This window comes from Kitasatospora sp. NPDC001603 (assembly GCF_040298365.1).
Lineage (GTDB): Bacteria > Actinomycetota > Actinomycetes > Streptomycetales > Streptomycetaceae > Kitasatospora.
Map to the genome: position 1 here is coordinate 20,217 of NZ_JBEPAA010000053.1, position 17,734 is coordinate 37,950.

Consider the following 17,734-nt stretch of genomic DNA (forward strand, 5'->3'; position numbering starts at 1 on the left):
CCGAACGGAGAGCGAGTCCGGACGTGAGTGCCCTGCCCGCCCCTGCCGAGCTGACGTTCCGCCCGCTCGCGGAGGACGACCTCCCCGCGGTGCTCGACCTGCTGACCGCCTCCCTGGCCGGCGGCCCCACCGGCACCCGCACCGCCGACTTCTTCGGCTGGAAGCACCGGCTGGGGCCCTTCGGCGCCAGCCCCGGCCTGGTCGCCGAGACCCCGCAGGGGCGGCTCGCGGGGGTGCGGCTGTTCCTGCGCTGGCAGTGGCACGAGGGCTCCACCGGCCGCACCGTCACCGCCGTCCGGCCGGTGGACACCGCGACCCACCCGGACTTCCAGGGCCGCGGGATCTTCCGCCGGCTCACCCTGGACCTGCTCGGACAGGTCGCCGGTGAGGCCGAGTTGGTCTTCAACACGCCCAACGGGAACAGCCTGCCCGGGTACCGGAAGATGGGCTGGCAGGAACTCGGCCGGGTACCGGTGGCCCTGCGCCCGGTCCGCCCGGCCGCGTTCGCCCGCGGAGTGCGGGCGGCGCTGGCCCGCACCCCGGCCGGTGCGGCCGCGCCACCGGCCTGCGGGCTGCCCACCGCCCGGTCGTGGTTCGCCGACCGCGTGACGCTCCCCGACCCGCCCCGGCCCGCCGACCGGGCCGCTCCCGACGGCCCGACCACCGCCGACCGCCAGAACCGGACCGCCGGCCGGGCCGCTCCCGACGCGGCCACCGGCTCCTCCGGAGGCCCCGCCGGCGACCCGATGGCCGGCGCCGACGGCCCGCTGGCCGAGCTGCTGCGCGAGCGGGCCGCCGCCGACCGCGCCGACCCCCGCCTCGCCGTGCTCCGCACCCCGGAGTTCCTGCGCTGGCGCTACGGCGAGGCCCCCGGCCTGGACTACCGCGTCCTCACCTGCCACCGGGGCGGCGAGCTGACCGGCCTGGCCGTCGGCCGGCCCCGACGCCGCGGCCCGCTCGCCGAGTTCACCCTCGCCGACGTCCTGGTCCGCCCCGGCGACCGGGACAGCGCCGCCCGGCTGCTGCGCGCCGCCGCCCGCGAGTCCGGCTGCGACCACGTCGCCACGCACCTCTCCCCCGGCACCGAGGCCGCCGCCGCGGCGCTGCGCTCCGGCTTCCTGCGGGCCCCCCGCACCGGGATGACGCTCGCCGCGCGCACCCCGACCGGCCGGACCGCACTGACCCTGCCCGACTGGCGGTTCACCCTCGGTGACCTGGAGGTCTTCTGATGCCCCGGCCGGCTCCGGCCCGGGCCGTGCCGGGCCGCACGCTCCGGCCGTCCGCCGTCGCGGCCGCCCGGGCCCGGGTGCCCTGGCCGTCCGCCGTCGCCGCCACCCTGGTGACGGCCTACGTCACGCTCTTCGTCGTCGCCATGGTGCACACCTCGTACGACACCTGGGGCGCGCTGCTGGTCCTGCCGGCGCTGATGGCCGTCGGCACCCCGGTCCTGGCCCGGATCGCGGCCGCCAACCCCGAGCGGGACGTGTTCCGGCTGCTGATGCTGGCCATGACCGCCAAGCTGCTCTGCGCCTTCCCCCGCTACCTGATGGCCTTCGTGCTGTACGGCGGCGCGGCCGACGCCAAGATGTACCACCAGAAGGGCGCCGAGCTCGCCACCTACCTGGGGCAGGCCGACCTGCTGGCCGGTGTGCACTACGACCTCGGGATGAAGGTCGCCGGCACCGGGTTCGTCATCATCGTCACCGGGGTGGTCTACGCGATCACCGGGCCGTCGCTGATCGGTGGCTTCCTGGTCTTCTCCTGGCTGGGCTTCTGGGGACTGCTGCTGTTCTGGCGGGCCCTGCAGATCGCCTTCCCCGAGGCGGACACCCGCAAGTACGCCAAGCTGGTCTTCTTCCTGCCCTCGCTGCTGTTCTGGCCGTCCAGCATCGGCAAGGACGCCTGGATGATGTTCTGCCTAGGCCTGACCACCTACGGGACCGCCCGGCTGCTGGACCGCCGGTTCGGCGCCTTCGCCTGCATCGCGCTCGGCTCGGTCGGCACCGCGATGGTCCGCCCGCACGTCACCGCGCTCGCCGGGGCCGGCCTGCTGGTCGCCTACGTGCTGCGCAAGCGGCCGCGGCAGGCCAGCGCGCTCGGACCGCTGCGGACCATCCTGACCGCCGTGGTGCTCGGCGCGATGGCGGTGCTGATGCTGCAACAGGTCTCGACCTTCTTCGGTACCGACGGCACCGGCGGCGACGCCGTCAACCAGGTGCTCTCGGAGACCTCGCGGCGCACCAGCCAGGGCAACTCGATGATCAGCGCGACCGCCCCGGAGGACGCCGCGCCGCGGTTCAGCCTGAATCCGGCCGGGCTGCCGGTCGCCGTGGTCAGCGTGCTCTTCCGGCCCTTCCCCTTCGAGGCCTCGAACATCCAGAACCTGATCCAGTCGGTGGAGTGCTTCGCCCTGCTGGTGATGTTCATCCGGAGCTGGCCGCAGCTCAGCAGAGTGCCGCGACTCTTCGTGCAGCGGTCCTACGTCGCCTTCACCACCGTCTACACGCTGCTGTTCTGCTGGGCCTTCTCGACCATCAACAACATGGGCATCCTGTCCCGCGAACGCGTCCAGGTACTGCCCCTGGTGCTGGTCCTGCTGGTCGTCCCGGCCGCCTCCACCACCGCCCGGGGGGCCGCCGAGCGCCGGCCGCCGCCGGTCTGGCGGGTGGCGCCGGGGCAGTGGGGCGGGCAGCGGCGGCCGCCCGGGCCCCGCCCCGTCCGGCTCGGCGGACGGGAGCCCGGGGAGGCGGCGCCGTCCCGAGGGGGATCCACCGCGCCCTGACCCCTCCCCCCGCCCCGGCTCCGGCCCGTCCCGGCGCCCGGTTCCAGGGCTCCGCCGACCTCGCGGACACCACCGCCCGTTCGCACTCCCCCGCCACTGGCGAGCACCGGACTACCCACGGAGGTATCTGATGACCACCGACACCCTTGCCCTGCCCGCCGCCCTCGGCGGCACGCCCGCCTTCCCGGAGGGGCTCCCGCTCACCCGCGTCCAGGTCCCGGACCGCGCCACCCTGCTGGAGCGGCTCGGCGCCGTCCTGGACAGCGGGCAACTGACCAACGGCCGCACCGTCGCCGAGCTGGAGGAGGCCGCCGCCGAACTGCTGGACGTGCCGCACGTGGTGGCCGTCTCCAACTGCACCGCCGGCCTGATGCTGGTGCTCCAGGCGGCCGGTGTCGCCGACGGCCGGCCGGTGGTGATGCCCGGCTTCACCTTCTCCGCCACCGCCCACGCCGCGCACTGGGCCGGCGGCACCCCGGTGTTCGCCGAGGCCCGTGAGCGGGACATCACCCTGGACCCCGAGGACGCCGCCGCCCGGCTCGCCGCCGCCGACCGCCCGGCCGCGCTGATGGCCACCCACGTGTACGGCACGCCCTGCCAGGTGGAGCGCCTCCAGGAGGTCGCCGACGCGGCCGGCGTGCCGCTGGTGTACGACTCCGCGCACGGCTTCGGCAGCAGCCGCCGCGGTGTGCCGATCGGCAACTTCGGCTACGCCGAGGTGTTCTCGATGAGCCCCACCAAGGTCGCGGTGGCCGGTGAGGGCGGCCTGGTCGCCACCCGGGACGCCGCGCTCGCCCGACGGCTGCGCACCGCCCGCGACTACGGCAACCCGGGCGACTACGACACGCTGTTCCCCGGCCTGAATGCCCGAATGAGCGAGCTGCACGCCGCCGTCGGTCTCAACTGGCTGGCCGGGCTGCCCGAACGGGTGGTCCACCGGGGCACACTCGTCGCCGAGTTCGCCGCCGTGACCGCCGGACTGCCGGGGCTGCGGCTGGCCCTGCCGGAGGACGGCGACGTGTCCACCTTCAAGGACCTCACGCTCATCCTGGACGCCGCTGCGTTCGGGCTCAGCGCGCGCCAACTCGCCGACGCGCTCAGGGCGGAGGGCATCGACTCGCGCCGCTACTTCCACCCGCCGGTGCAGCGCCAGCGGGCCTACGCCCACCTCGGCCAGGCCGAGTCGCTCCCGCTGACCGACCGGCTGGCGGACTCGGTGCTGACGGTGCCGCTCTGGACCCAGATGGACGCGCCCACGGTACGCCGGATCGCCGGAGCGGTAGTCCGGATCCAGCCGTACGCGGAGCGTCTGCGCGCCGCCTGACCGGGCCGCGTCCCGTTAGGCGGATCGGGTGAACGCGGTTGGACCGCGGCCCCGCCCGGTCGGCAGGATGTCCGGCCGGGGCCCGCGGTCCCATCTCACCCTCCCCCGTACGGATTTGGAGTCACCCGGTGCTCAAGGGATTCCGCAGCTTCCTGCTGCGCGGAAACGTCGTGGACCTCGCGGTCGGCATCGTCATCGGTGCGGCGTTCACCGCTGTCGTCACCGGGTTCGTCACGGCGTTCCTCACCCCGCTCATCGGGGTCGCGAGCGGCGCCGTCGGCGACTTCACCCAGAAGACCTTCGCGGTGGCCGGGACGAACTTCCCGTACGGCGTCTTCGTGAACGCGCTGATCAGCTTCGTGCTGGTGGCCGCGGTGATCTACTTCATCGTGGTGGTCCCGGTCGGCCGGCTGCAGGCCCGGCTGGACGGCGCCAAGCCCGCCCCGGTGGCCAAGGCGGACTGCCCGGAGTGCCTGAGCCCGATCCCGGCGGCGGCGGTGCGCTGCTCTTTCTGCACCTCCGAGGTGGCCGGTCGGCCGGGCTTCCCGGCGCAGTCCGCGGCGGAGCCGCTCCAGGTGCGCTGACCTCGGGTTCTGCCACGCCCGGCGGCTCTCACCGTGACTTTATCCCCGAAACATTCACGAGCCCTCGCCGCGCAGTCGGCGGGGGCTTGAATGCGCCGGCGCACGCCCTGACCGCAAAAGTTTCTTCGCCCGGCCAGGAACCGTCCACCGGCCCGTCACCGCACGGGGCTTCACCAGCCCAGTCCGGGCTCTGTTCGACCGCGCACCCGGGTCCGAAGCTGGCCGGAAGTCGTCGCCGGAATGTCCGTTCTTCGCACTTTCGAAACTTTTGTGCGAGCGAAGACTGTGTAAACACTCGAACTGCTCGCCCTCCCACTCTCCTCAGCAGGCGCATTGTGGGCTTACCGTATGCCCCATGACCTCGCCCCGCTCCTACGACGGAGTCGGCTACCCCCCTCCGTCCTTCTCCTCCGGCACGCCCATCTACGACAGCCTCGTCGCAGAGCGCGGTGTCCCGCAGATCGCGCCCATCAACGTGCCGGCCGCCCTGCCGCCGGCACTGTCGTCCGGTTACGGATCAAGCCTCGGCCAGTCCTACGAGAACCGGTACGCGACCGGGTACGACACCCCCGGCAGCAACCTCCCCGCGCTGCCGCCCGCGCGCCTCGCCCTGGGCCCCGGCCCGAGCAGCGCTCCCTCCGCCGGCCCCGCCACGGCGTACATCCCGGCGCAGCCCGCACCGGCGTACGCCTCCGCGCCCCAGCCGCCCGCCCCCGGCTACGGCGCCCCCCAGCCGTACCTGTCCGCGCAGCGGCCGCAGGCTCCCGCCCCCGGCTTCTCGCAGGCCACCGGCGGCGGCGCCTTCCAGCCCTCCGGCGGCCAGAGCTTCGGCGGCCAGAACACCTTCGTCGGCGCCGGCCAGGGCGGCCAGCAGACCTTCGGCGCGCAGCCGATGGGCGCGCCCGGCTCCTTCGGCGGCCAGCCGCACGGCGGCGGTCAGCCGCACGGTGGCCCGCAGAGCTTCGGCGGGCAGCAGAGCTTCGGCGGCCAGCAGTCCTTCGGCGCCCCGGGCCAGAACGGTGGCGGCTTCCAGGGCCAGGGCGGCGAGCAGGGGTTCGGCGGCGCGCAGCTGCGCCCGGCCGTCACCCCGGTCGCCCCGGTCCGCCCGATGCAGCCGCAGCGTCCGGGCCCCTACGGCGAGCCCGCCCAGTTCCAGCAGGGCTACCAGCCCCAGGGTCAGGGCTACTGACCGACACCCCCGGCCGGCCCCACCCGGCCCCCGCCCGCAGCACCTGAGCACGATCCCGACGTCATCCCGCGCCGGGCGTACGGAGAAACGGGTCATCCACGGACCGCCCGGACCGCCACCCCACGGCGTCCGGGCGGTCCGTGCGCGTTCCGGCCCCGGGCGGCCGCGGAGGGCGGGACGCCGGTCTCCCGGGGGGAGCTGGCAGGATGGGGGGATGCTGCTCACCGGACTCCACATCCACCCCGTCAAGTCGATGTACCGCCTGAGCCCCGAGCATGCCCGGGTCGAGCCGTGGGGGCTGGCCGGCGACCGGCGCTGGATGCTGGTGGACGCCACCGGGCGCTTCGTCAGCCAGCGCGACGACACCGCCGTCGGTCTGATCCGCGCCGAACCGGCCGCCGACGGCACGCTGGTGCTGACCGCCCCCGGCGGCTCCCGGATCGAGGTTCCGGCGCCCGGCGCCGCCGCCGGCGACCCGCTCGCCGAGGTCGAGGTCTGGGGCACCCGGTTCCACGCCGCCGAGGCCGCCAAGGAAGCCCAGCTCTGGATCGCCGAGCAACTGAACGGCGACTACCGGCTGGTGCACCTGGACGACCCCCGGGCCCGCCCGGTCGACCCGAAGTTCGGCGGGCCCGGCGACACCGTCTCGATGGCCGACGGCTTCCCGCTGCTGCTCACCACCACCGCCTCGCTGGACCGGCTCAACGCGCTGATCGCACAGGAGCACCCGGAGGGCCACGAGGTGCTCCCGATGGCCCGGTTCCGCCCGAACGTGGTCGTCTCCGGCAGCGAGCCGTGGGCCGAGGACGGCTGGCGCCGGATCCGGATCGGCGAGTTGACCTTCAAGGTGGTCAAGCCGTGCGGGCGCTGCGTGGTCACCACCACCGACCAGGAGAGCGGCGAGCGGCGCGGTCCCGAGCCGCTGCGCACCCTGGCCCGGCACCACCGGCTGCTGAAGAAGGCCTCGTTCGGGCAGAACCTGATCCCCGAGCGTCCGGCCGGCGTCGGGGGCGACGTGCTCGGCACGCTCCGGCTCGGCGACGAGGTCGAGCTGCTGGAGGGCGGCGCGCACTGGCCGGCGGACGAACGGGCGTGAGCCGGGGGCGCCCGCGAGCGGCGGGCGCCCCTCCCGCCCGCGCCGCCGGCGGGTCCGCGGTCCGCGCGGCCGTCGCCCGGTGGGCCGGCCCCTCAGGGGGCCCCGGCGCCCCGGCCTTCGCCACGAACGGCCCTCCGTACACCGCCCTGTCGCCGCCCCGGGCGCCGCTCCGCCCCCCGGATGCGCCGGCGCCGGACACGGCGGCGCCGGCGCCGCGTTCGGAACCCCGACTGTGTGCGCTCGTTGAAACATGTGTGGAACCCGGAACGGTCCCCGGCCGGGGCCGACTGCCGGCGGCCGGAGCACCGTCGCGGGCGCGCTACGGTGGGCGGGCCACCCGCGCACCCCGCGCGTGCGGCCCGATGGGATCGCCGGCTCGATGAAGGTGGGGACGACAGACCGTCATGGCTGAGCACAGGGTCCGAGTCACCCAGGACAGCGCCTCCCGCTGGCGTCGCCGCGCCGGCGAGTACGACACCCTCACGGAGGCCCTCGCGGCCGCCGAGCCGGGCGACACCGTGACCGTCCGACCCGGCACCTACCGGGAGAACCTCGTCCTGGACAAACCGGTCACGATCGTCCCGGCGCAGGGCCCCGGCACGGTCCGGATCGACCCCCCGAGCGGTGTCCCGCTGACCGTCACGGCCGCCGCGACCGTCCGCGACCTGGTGATCGAGGGCAGCGACAGCTCCCTCCCGGCCGTGCTGATCACCGGCCCGGAGGCCACGCCCGCGCTCGGCGGCTGCCGGGTGGAGACCCGCTCGGCCACCGGCGTCGAGGTCACCGGCGGAGCCCGGCCCACCCTGCGCGGCTGCGTGGTCGCCAACCCCGCCGGGCTGGGCCTGCGACTGCGCGGCGAGGGCACCGCGGCGGCCTTCGAGGACTGCGAGGTCGCCGCCGCCGGACAGGCCGGACTGGCCGTGCTCGGCGGGGCCACGGCCGCGCTGGAACGCTGCCGGGTCCACCACGCGACCGGCGCCGGGGTGCTCCTGACCGACCCGGGCAGCGCCGCCGAGCTCACCGGCTGCGAGATCTACGAGATCCGCGGCAGCGGCGTCCAGGCGGAGGCCCACGCCGGCGGCCGGCTGGTCGACTGCGACATCCACCGGGTCACCGGCAACGGGATCACCCTGGACAGCGAGGCCGAACTCGTCCTGACCGGCTGCCGGGTGCACGACCTGCCGGAGAACGGCGCCGACCTGCGCGGCCGGGCCCGGCTCACGCTGGCCGGCACCACCGTGCGGGACTTCGGGCGCGGTGCGCTCTCGGTCTGGGACCAGGGCACCGAGGCCATCGCCGAATCCTGCGAGATCCACAGCTCGACCGGCGAGTACCCGGCCCTCTGGGTCAGCGACGGCGCCCGGCTGACCCTCACCGACTGCTCGCTGCACGACCTGCCGGACGCGCTCTTCGTGCTGGACCGCGACTCCGCCGCCACCGCCGAGGGCTGCTCGTTCAGCCGGATCCGCAGCTCCGCCGTCTCGGTCAGCGGCGGCGCCGGGGTGACGCTGAGCGGCTGCCGGGTCCAGGAGGCCGGCACCGGGCTCTGGTTCCGCGACCACGGCAGCGGCGGGCTGCTCACCGACTGCGAGATCTCCGACGTCGCGACCGGCGTGATCGTCACCAAGGGCGCCGACCCGGTCCTGCGCGACTGCACCGTCCGGGCCAGCTCGGACGCCGGCGTCTACGTCTCCGCCCAGGGCCGGGGCACCTTCGAGGACTGCCGGGTCTCGCACGGCAAGGGCTTCGGCTTCCACATCATCGACGGCTGCCGCACCGTGCTGACCCGCTGCCGGGCCGAGCAGAACGAACGGGCCGGCTTCGAGTTCTCCGAACCCGGCCCGGTGGTGGAGGCCTGCACGTCGGACGACGTCGCCCCGGCCGCTCCGGCCGCCGAGCTGCCGGCCCCCCGCGCCGCACGGACCGCACGGACCGCCCAACTGACCGCCACCGGACCGGCGTTGCCGGCGCCTTCGGCGATCGGGCCGATCCCGGACTGCCGCCCGGCCGACGAGGCGCTGGCCGAACTCGACGCGCTGGTCGGCCTGGCCACCGTCAAGCAGGAGGTCCGGACCCTGATCGACCTGATCGCGGTCGGGCGCCGGCGCCGCCAGGCCGGGCTGAAGGCCCCCTCGCTCCGCCGCCACCTCGTCTTCACCGGGGCCCCCGGCACCGGCAAGACCACCGTGGCCCGGCTCTACGGCGAGATCCTGGCCTCGCTCGGGGTGCTCCAGCGCGGGCACCTGGTCGAGGTGGCCCGGGTGGACCTGGTCGGCGAGCACATCGGCTCCACCGCGATCCGCACCGCGGCCGCCTTCGACCGGGCACGCGGTGGCGTGCTCTTCATCGACGAGGCGTACGCGCTGGCACCCGAGGACGGGGCCCGGGACTTCGGCCGGGAGGCGATCGACACCCTGGTCAAGCTGATGGAGGACCACCGGGACGAAGTGGTCGTCATCGTGGCCGGTTACACCGCCGAGATGGAACGCTTCCTCTCCGCCAACCCCGGTGTCTCGTCCAGGTTCTCCCGCACCATCACCTTCCCCGACTACTCCGCGGACGAGTTGCTGGAGATCGCCCGCGCGCAGTGCGCCGAGCACGAGTACGCGCTGGCCGAGGCGACCGAGGGCGCGCTGCTCCTGCACTTCGGGACGCTGGAGCGCGGCCCCAACTTCGGCAACGGGCGCACCGCGCGGCAGGTCTTCGAGACGATGGTGGAGCGGCACGCCATGCGGGTCGCCCACCTCGCGGATCCGTCGACCGAGGAACTGCAACTGCTCGTCCCCGCCGACCTGCCGACGGCCCGCCTGCCCTGAGCAGCGTCCGCCGGGCAGGTGGACACCCGCCCGGCCCCCGCGCTCAGCCGCGTTCCGCGGCCGCCTCGTCGCCCAGCATCCGGTCCACCAGCAGCGCCAGGCGGGGCTCCGCGTGGTCCGGCCGGAGCCGGCCGCTCCGGGCGAGGGTGGCCAGGCCGTGCAGGGCCGCCCAGACCACCTCGGTGAAGGGCTCCGGGTCCTCGGCCCCGGCCACCTCGGCGACCGGTCCGGCGAGGGCGGCGAACGCCTCCTTCAGCGGGGCGGGCGAGTCCGGACGGCCGAACGGCAGGTCCGTCGCGAGCACGAACATCGCGTCGTAGAGCGCCGGGTTGGCCGCCGCGAACGCCAGGTATCGGCCCGCGACGGCGCGGAAGGCCCCGGCCGGCCCGGCCGCCCCGCGGGTGACCGCCCGCAGCTCGGCGGCGAGTTCCGCGAAGCCCTCCAGCGCGACGGCGGCCACGATCGCGTCCTTGCCGGCGAAGTGGCTGTAGAGCACGGGCTGGCTGTACTCGATCCGCTCGGCCAGCCGGCGGGTCGTCACCGCCTCCCAGCCCTCGGACTCCGCCAGCTCACGGGCGGTTCGAATGATCAGCTGGTGCCGCTCGGCGCGTTCGCGCCCGCGGCGCTCCTGGATTGACATGACATCGACTCTAGCAGCGCTAGGCAACAGAGCCATGAAAGGAGCGGCGTCACCCCCGCCCGCGGCAATGCCAGGAGCAGGGGTGACGCCCGCCGCGGGTCAGCCGGTCCAGGCCCCGCCGGCCAGGAAGGACTCCAGCCGGGCCCGATGGGGCGCGATGTCGATCCGCTCCCCGGCCAGCCAGTCGTCCGAGTAGTACTTGTCGAGGTAGCGGTCGCCCGGGTCGCAGATCAGGGTGACCACACTGCCCCGCACCCCGGCCGCCCGCATCTCGGCGACGATCTTCAGCGCGCTCCACAGCCCCGTCCCGGTGGAGGCGCCGGCCCTCTTGCCGAGCACCTGCTCCAGCACCCGCACGGCCGCGACCGAGGCGGCGTCCGGGACCTTCATCATCCGGTCGATCGCGCCGGGCACGAAGCTCGGCTCCATCCGCGGCCGGCCGATCCCCTCGATCCGTGAGCCGCTCTCGCAGACCGCGTCCGGATCGTGGCCGACCCAGCCCTCGAAGAAACAGGAGTTCTCCGGATCCGCGACGCAGATCCGGGTGTCGTACTGCATGTAGTGCACGTACCGGGCGATGGTCGCCGAGGTCCCGCCCGTCCCGGCGGTCGCGACGATCCAGGCCGGCTCCGGGTGCGGCTCCAGGCGCAGCTGGGCGAACATCGACTCGGCGATGTTGTTGTTGCCCCGCCAGTCGGTGGCCCGCTCCGCGTAGGTGAACTGGTCCATGTAGTGGCCGCCGGTCTCCTCGGCGAGCCGGGCGGAGGCCGCGTACACCTCGTCGGAGCGCTCGACCAGGTGGCACTCGCCGCCGTGGAACTCGATCAGGTCGATCTTGGACTGGCTGGTGGACTTGGCCATCACCGCGATGAACGGCACGCCGATGAGCTGGGCGAAGTAGGCCTCGGAGACGGCCGTGGAGCCGCTGGACGCCTCGATCACCGGCTTGCCGGGCCGGATCCAGCCGTTGCAGAGCCCGTAGAGGAACAGCGAGCGGGCCAGCCGGTGCTTCAACGAGCCGGTGGGGTGGGTGGATTCGTCCTTGAGGTAGAGGTCGATGCCCCAGTCGAGGGGGAGCGGGAACCGGAGCAGGTGGGTGTCGGCCGAGCGGTTGGCGTCGGCGTGGACCTTGCGCACCGCCTCCTTGAGCCAGCCGCGGTAGGCCGCGTCGGAGCGGTCCACATCCTCGGTCCGTTCGGCACTCAGCTGCGCACCCATCGTCACTCTCCTCGCTCGAACCCCCCGGTTGCTCACTACGAGTGTACGAGAGTCACGATAAGTGACGGTTTTCGTAGCCCCAGCTTCCGCTTATTCACGGCCACCGGGACTCGCCGCGCTCCGCCGCCGCCCGCCCTGCTACGCCCCCGCCTGCACCGACTGCGGGTCGGCGAGGTAGGGCCGCCACGCCAGTTCGGCCGCGCCCGCCAGTGCGCCGTGCGCCAGCTCGGCGCCCACGATCGGCACCCGTCCGCTGCGCCCCCAGAGGCTGCGCTCGGCGACCACCGCCCGCAGCCGCTCCGGCGCGGCCTCCAGCAGATCGAGGTGCAGACCGCTGAGCACCACCCGGTCCGGGTTGAGGATGTTGGCGACGCCGGCCAGTCCTAGGCCGAGCCGGTCGATGACGTGCTCGACGGCCGCCCGGGCCCGCTCGTCCGTCGCGGCGGCCCGGCAGAGCTCGCCGGCCTGGTCGAGCAGCGGGCGGTCCGGGTCGGGGGTGAGCCCGGCGGCGGCGAACAGCGCGTCCGGGTCGGTCTCGGCGTTGAGGCAGCCGCGGTTGCCGCACTGGCAGGGGCGGCCCTGCGGGTCGACGGTGAGGTGGCCGACCTCCAGCGCCAGCCCGGCGCTCCCGGTGTGCAGGCGGCCGTCGATCACCAGCGCGCCACCGACGCCCCGGTGACCGGAGGTGACCAGCAGCAGATGGCGGGCGCCCCGGCCGGCGCCGTGCCGGTACTCGGCGAGGGCGCCGAGGTTGGCGTCGTTGGCGATCGCGGTGGGCAGCGGGTCCAGCGCGAGCGGGCCGTTGTCGGCGCGGCCGACCTCGACGTCGTACAGGTCGGCGACGGGCGTGCCGCTGGGCCAGGCGAAGTGCAGGGCGGCGAGCGCGGTGCCGTCCGGCTCGGTGACCGGGTTGGGCAGCGCGAGCGCGGCACCGAGGCAGCGGCGGCTGCTGTGGCGGGCCAGTTCGGCGCCGGCCTCGGCCACGGCGCGCAGCATCCGGACCGGGTCGGTGGCGGCGGGCAGCGGCCGGTGCACGGGCGGATCGAGCAGTCCGCCGAGTCCGGCGAGGGTGACGCTCAGCCCGTCGGCGTGGATCTGGCCGGCGATCACCACCGGACCGGCCGGGTCGATGGCCAGCCGGTGCGACGGGCGGCCGCGACCGCCGCCGGCCGGCCGGGAGTCGACGGTGATCAGGCCGAGCGCCTCCAGCTCCGCGGTGACCGCTCCGGCGGTGGCCCGGGTGACGTCCAGCGCACGGGTGAGCGCCGAGCGGGTGGGGGTCTGGCCGGTGTGGATGAGCGAGAGCGCCGGGCCGAGCAGCGTGCGACCGCGATCGGGGGCCGAGCGGCGGTGGGCGTCACGCTGGGCGTCGTGGTCGGCCTCGGAGCCGGGCTTCGGACTTGATGGAGTGAGCTGCACGGCTCTATTGTTACTTTGTGCCGCTCCGAAACAAAATCCACGTCCATGACCGGGTCGACCGGCCGTCCCTCCAGTCTCGCAGCACTCCGGCCGCTTCCGGCACCCCCTGGGGCGCGGCACGGCTCGCACTCACCGCTTTCTTCGCCGTCGACGGCTTCCTCTTCGCCGCCTGGGTGGTCCGCATCCCGGACATCCGCAGCCAGGTCAGCGCCTCCCACAGCGCGCTCGGGCTCGCCCTGCTCTGCGTCTCGGCCGGCGCCGTCGCCACCATGCCCCTGGTCGGCCGGCTCTGCCTCCGGTACGGCTCGCGACCGGTCACCGTCGGTTCGCTGGCGCTGCTCAGCCTCGCCGTCCCGCTGCCCGCCCACACCCACTCGGTCGCGGCGCTCGGCGGCGTCCTGCTGCTCTTCGGGGCGGGATACGGCGGCGCCAACGTCGCGATGAACAGCGCCGCCGTCGACCTGGTGGCCCAGCTGCGCCGCCCGGTGATGCCGAGCTTCCACGCCGGGTACAGCCTCGGCGGCCTGCTCGGCGCGGGCGTCGGCGGACTGCTCGCCGGCACCCTCACCACCACGTGGGCGCTCGCCCTGAGCGGGCTGCTGGGCCTGGCCGTCACGGCGGGCGCGGGCGTCGTGCTGCTCCGCGGCCCGGCCGCGCCGGTCGTCGCCCCCGGCCGGGCGGCCGACTCCCCCGCCTCGCCCGCCTCCCCCACCGCTCCCGCCGCTCCGGCCGCTCCGGCCGCCCCCAAGGAGCCGGCCCGGGTGCCGCACGCCCGGTTGCTCGTCCTGCTGCTCGGCCTCACCGCGCTCTGCTGCGCCTACGGCGAGGGCGCCATCGCGGACTGGACCACCCTGCACCTCACCGACGACGTCCACGCCAGTGCCGGCACGGCCGCCGCCGGGTACGCCGCGTACGCCTTCGCGATGACCAGCGGCCGGGTCGGCGGCACCTGGCTCTCCATCAGGCTGGGCCAGAACCGGGTGATCGTCCTCGGCGGCCTGACCGCCGCGGCCGGCATGCTGCTGGCCGCACTCGCGCCCTCGGTACCGCTCGCGCTGTCCGGGTTCGTGCTGGTCGGCCTCGGCCTGGCCAACATCTTCCCGCTCGCCATCGCCCAGGCCGGCGCCACCGGCGGCCCGCAGGGCGTCGCGCTCGCCTCCACCCTGGGCTACGGCGGCATGCTGATCGGCCCGCCGGTGATCGGCTTCCTCGCCGACGCCGTCGGACTCCCGCTCGCCCTGACCTCGGTCGCGCTCGCCGCCGTCCTCGCCGCCCTGCTCCCCCTCACCGCCCGCCGCACCCGCTGACGGAGCCCGTCGCCGGGTACGGCGGGCGGTGAGGACGCCCCAGCACGCGTCGCACCCGCCACCGGCCACCGCACGACGGCCCGCGGCACCTCCCGCCGGTCGGGGCCACCGATCACGCCACCCACCCAAGGTCCCACCGGGGCGACCCACGGTCGGCCGATCACCTCGGCGGCGGTCTCCCCTACTCCCCCCGGCGAGCGCCCCCGGCAGCCCCGGACCCTCCGGGCGCGCTCCCGCCTCCCGCCCCGTGACAGGATGCGGCCATGACGACGACCGGGCGGATCCAGGTACTGCGGGCGGACGAGCGCCCGGCGACGGCGTGGCTGAACGGGGGCGGGGTGACCAGGGAGGTCGCCGGGTTCCCCGCCGGGGCCGGGCTGGACGCCTTCGACTGGCGGGTCAGCCTCGCCGACGTCGCCTCCGCCGGGCCGTTCTCCGCGTTCCCCGGCGTCGACCGGGTGATCACCCTGGTCGAGGGCCCCGGTATGGCCCTGACCGTCGACGGTGCCGAGCACCTCGTCGACACCCCGTTCCGCCCGTTCGCGTTCTCCGGCGAGGCCGACACCGGCTGCCGACTGCTCGGCGGCCCGGTGGTGGACTTCAACGTGATGACCCGTCGCGGGCGCACCACCGCCGACCTCGTGCTGACCACCGGGCCGCGCACCGTGGACGTCCCGGCCGGTGGCACCGTGCTGCTGATCTGCCTGGCCGGCCGCGCCACCGTCGGCGACACCGTGCTCGACCGCTACGACGCCGCCCTGCCGGACGGGCCCGGCCCGTACGAGCTCCGGCCCGACGGCGTGACCGCCGCCGTCACCTTCCGCCCGCCGCCCGCCTGAAACGCACGGCACACCCGCCCAGGACACGCCACCGCACAGGAAGCCGGCGGTCCGACTTCCTGTGCGGGCGGCCCGCCGCACCCGGCGGCCGGACGGCGCGTCAGCCGCAGTACACCGGGGACGCGTGGGCCGGGTCGAGCGCGTTGGTGACCAGGTGCAACGCGGTCGGCGAGAAGGCGATGGCCACGTGCTCGGCGAGCGAGAGCGGGCAACGGTCCTGTAGGACGACGTTGTTCACGTTCGGGCCGCTGAGGAACTGCGTCCGGTACGGCGTGACGACCTCGTCGTACACGGTCGAGATCACCGTGTAGCGGACGCCGGGCACGGTGTCCGCCACCGTCGCCATCTTGCGGTTGAAGGCGGAGTCCACCACCTGGTCCTTGCAGGCCGGGCAGGCCGTGTAGATCAGTTCGGCCACCCGGGGGAGGTACGGGGCGAGGTTGGCGATGCCGTCGAGCGTCGTCCCGTGGTTGGACGGCGCCAGGCCGATCAACTTGTCGACCTTCGACGCACCCCCGAGGAACTTCACGTAGTAGTTCGGGAGCATGCCGCCCTGCGAGTGGCCGACGAGGTCGACCTTCGCCGCGCCGGTCGCGCCGCGCACCAGGTCGACGAAGCGGCCGAGTTGCGCGGCCGACTCGGCGGCCGGACCGAGCCCGCCGATCGGCAGCACCAGGCCGCTGCCGGAGGAGGTGATCCCGGGGACCATGCCGTAGTCCAGGGCGAAGACGCAGTAACCCTGGCTCTTCAGCAGGGGCGAGAGCACGAGCCAGTTCTCGTAGCGGTTGGCGAAGGTGCCGTGCACCAGGACCACCGGATCGGGGTGGGCCGCCGTCGGCTTGCAGGCCCAGTCGTTGGCACCCGGCGGCGAGGCCACCGAATCGCCGTCGGGGGGCATTTGGGCCGCCACGCCGGACGCGGTGGGGGTCGCGTCCGGTGCGGCGTGTGCGGCGGTGGCGGGGGCGCCGGCGAGCAGCGCACCGGCCAGCAGGGCCGAGCCCAGTGCTCCGAGGAGTCTGCGGCGTACCGGTCCGGCGGCGGAGCGGAGAAGTGGGGTTCTCAACTGTTGCCTCCACAACGGAAGTTTGTTACCAACAGGTAACCCGAGTGCCTCCATCATGCGGTCGCCCCTCCGGCCCGGCCCTTGGGTGTCCCCCAGACCTGGACGGTGTTTTCTGTGACCGGTCACAATTCACCCGCTTGCGCCCCCGGTTGGCGGATCCCGCTGATCGGCGGAGTGCCCGCCGACCAGCGGCTGCTCGGCGCCGTACCCGAGTTGGTCGAGGCCGTCATCGCCACCCTGCTCGCCCGGGTGCCCACCTACCGCCGCCTGCCGCACGAGCAGGTGGCGGGCGAACTCAGCCAGGTCACCGAACGCCGGATCCGCGCCCTCGCCCAGGCCGTCCGCACCGGGAACCCCGCCGACGACGAGGAGTTCACCTCCGTCCGCGAGGCCGCCGCCCGGCGGGCGGAGGAGGGCCTGCCGCTGGACGCCGTCCTGCTCGCCCACCACCTCGGGATGGAGGTCTGCTGGGAGCTGGTGACCAGGGACGCCCACGACGACGACGCCGCCGACCTGCTGGTGCTCAACCGGCTGCTGCTCGACCAGCTCCGCCAGGCCACCTCCGCCGCCGGCGCCGGGTACGTCGAGGAACGCCGCACCCTCGCCGACGAGCAGCGGGCCGCCCGCCTCGCCCTGCTCACCGCGCTGCTCGACGGCGCCCCCGCCGAGGAGACCGCCACCAGGGCCGGGATCCGGCTGCCACCCTCCTACGCCGTGCTCTGCCTCGCCGTCGCCGACCACCCCGACGAGCGGGCGCCCGGCGTCGACCGGACCGTGGCCGGCCACCGCAAGCTGCGCCGGCTGCGCACCGAACTCGACCACCGCACCCGGCAGTCGGCGCTCACCGCGCTCTCCTCCTCGGGCGGCCCGGTGCTGATCCCGCTGGAGTGTCGGCCGGACGCCGTCCCGGCCGACAGGTGGCAGCGCCTCGCGGACACCGTGGCCGGCACCGCCCGGGCCGCCGGGGTCCCGGTCCGGGCCGGGGCGGCCGTCGCCGCACCCGCCGGGGTGGCGGCGGCGGCCGTGCTCGCCACCGAAGTGCTGGAGGTGGCGCGGGCGTTCGCCCGCCCGCCCGGGCTGCACCGCCTGGACGACGTCCTGCTGGAGTACCAGCTCAGCCGGCCGAGCCAGGCGAGATCCCGGCTCGCCTCACTGCTCGCGCCCCTGGAGGACGGCGGCGAACTGCTCGCCACGCTCCGCACCCACCTGGCCGGCGGCCTCAACCGCCGCCACACGGCCCGCGCCCTGCACCTGCACCCGAACACCGTCGACTACCGGCTGCGCCGGGTGGCCGTCCTCACCGGCCTCGACCCGACCCGGCCCGCCGACCTGCTCCGGATCACCGCCGCCATCGCCGCCCGGGACGCCGAGCGCGCCCAGGAGCCGGCCTGACCGGCCGGGCCTGCCCGACGGCCGGACCCCGCCCGCCGCCGACGCCACAGCCCTCAGCCCTCGAC

The 17,734-nt window shown here is 75.1% G+C and carries 13 protein-coding genes and 1 pseudogene; 10 read left to right on the forward strand and 4 right to left on the reverse strand.

Annotated features, from left to right (window positions below; translation table 11 throughout):
• Positions 1-23: 23 nt before the first annotated feature.
• The 7 genes and pseudogenes from ABT263_RS27665 to ABT263_RS27695 all read left to right on the forward strand — a co-directional run bounded on the left by ABT263_RS27665 (position 24) and on the right by ABT263_RS27695 (position 9,791).
• On the forward strand, positions 24-1,229 hold the full coding sequence (locus tag ABT263_RS27665; protein WP_352294349.1) for a GNAT family N-acetyltransferase: 1,206 nt from the start codon (positions 24-26) through the stop codon (positions 1,227-1,229).
• Positions 1,229-2,782 (forward strand): hypothetical protein, encoded by a 1,554-nt coding sequence (locus ABT263_RS27670; protein ID WP_352294351.1) that lies wholly within the window; start codon positions 1,229-1,231, stop codon positions 2,780-2,782. Before ABT263_RS27665 ends, ABT263_RS27670 begins: the two co-directional genes overlap by 1 nt.
• A 130-nt stretch (positions 2,783-2,912) precedes the next feature.
• Positions 2,913-4,106 carry a DegT/DnrJ/EryC1/StrS family aminotransferase gene (locus ABT263_RS27675; protein ID WP_352294353.1) on the forward strand — a complete coding sequence of 398 codons (1,194 nt, stop codon included), beginning with the start codon at positions 2,913-2,915 and terminating at the stop codon, positions 4,104-4,106.
• A gap of 128 nt (positions 4,107-4,234) precedes the next feature.
• Positions 4,235-4,690, forward strand: coding sequence for a large conductance mechanosensitive channel protein MscL (gene mscL, locus ABT263_RS27680; protein WP_352294355.1), 456 nt, complete (start codon positions 4,235-4,237; stop codon positions 4,688-4,690).
• A gap of 355 nt (positions 4,691-5,045) precedes the next feature.
• Positions 5,046-5,471: pseudogene (locus ABT263_RS27685) on the forward strand (DUF6643 family protein); the annotation flags it as partial.
• 622 nt (positions 5,472-6,093) lie between these two features.
• Complete coding sequence (locus ABT263_RS27690; RefSeq protein WP_352294357.1) at positions 6,094-6,975, forward strand: MOSC domain-containing protein; 882 nt, start codon at positions 6,094-6,096, stop codon at positions 6,973-6,975.
• Between the two features lie 404 nt (positions 6,976-7,379).
• Entirely contained in the window at positions 7,380-9,791 is a 2,412-nt protein-coding gene (locus ABT263_RS27695) for a right-handed parallel beta-helix repeat-containing protein (protein WP_352294359.1), read from the forward strand.
• Positions 9,792-9,834: 43 nt separating this feature from the next.
• Here the strand turns inward: ABT263_RS27695 and ABT263_RS27700 are convergent, their stop codons facing one another.
• From ABT263_RS27700 to ABT263_RS27710, 3 genes are all read right to left on the reverse strand, one after another.
• Positions 9,835-10,431 carry a TetR/AcrR family transcriptional regulator gene (locus tag ABT263_RS27700; protein WP_352294361.1) on the reverse strand — a complete coding sequence of 199 codons (597 nt, stop codon included), beginning with the start codon at positions 10,429-10,431 and terminating at the stop codon, positions 9,835-9,837.
• A 99-nt stretch (positions 10,432-10,530) separates the two neighbouring features.
• A complete protein-coding gene (locus tag ABT263_RS27705) occupies positions 10,531-11,649 on the reverse strand; it encodes a PLP-dependent cysteine synthase family protein (protein WP_352294363.1) in 1,119 nt (372 codons plus the stop codon).
• A 138-nt stretch (positions 11,650-11,787) separates the two neighbouring features.
• Entirely contained in the window at positions 11,788-12,969 is a 1,182-nt protein-coding gene (locus ABT263_RS27710; RefSeq protein ID WP_329492355.1) for an ROK family protein, read from the reverse strand.
• A 116-nt stretch (positions 12,970-13,085) separates the two neighbouring features.
• On the opposite strand from ABT263_RS27710, the gene ABT263_RS27715 reads away from it, so the two are divergent.
• On the forward strand, positions 13,086-14,375 hold the full coding sequence (locus ABT263_RS27715) for an MFS transporter (RefSeq protein WP_352294365.1): 1,290 nt from the start codon (positions 13,086-13,088) through the stop codon (positions 14,373-14,375).
• Positions 14,376-14,638: 263 nt separating this feature from the next.
• Positions 14,639-15,214, forward strand: a complete 576-nt coding sequence (locus tag ABT263_RS27720) for a HutD/Ves family protein (protein ID WP_352294367.1) — start codon at positions 14,639-14,641, stop codon at positions 15,212-15,214.
• A gap of 100 nt (positions 15,215-15,314) precedes the next feature.
• On the opposite strand, the gene ABT263_RS27725 is transcribed toward ABT263_RS27720, so the two are convergent.
• Entirely contained in the window at positions 15,315-16,277 is a 963-nt protein-coding gene (locus ABT263_RS27725; RefSeq protein WP_352294369.1) for an esterase/lipase family protein, read from the reverse strand.
• A gap of 174 nt (positions 16,278-16,451) precedes the next feature.
• Between ABT263_RS27725 and ABT263_RS27730 the strand changes: the two genes are divergently transcribed.
• A complete protein-coding gene (locus ABT263_RS27730) occupies positions 16,452-17,669 on the forward strand; it encodes an RsbRD N-terminal domain-containing protein (protein ID WP_352294371.1) in 1,218 nt (405 codons plus the stop codon).
• Positions 17,670-17,734 lie beyond the last annotated feature (65 nt).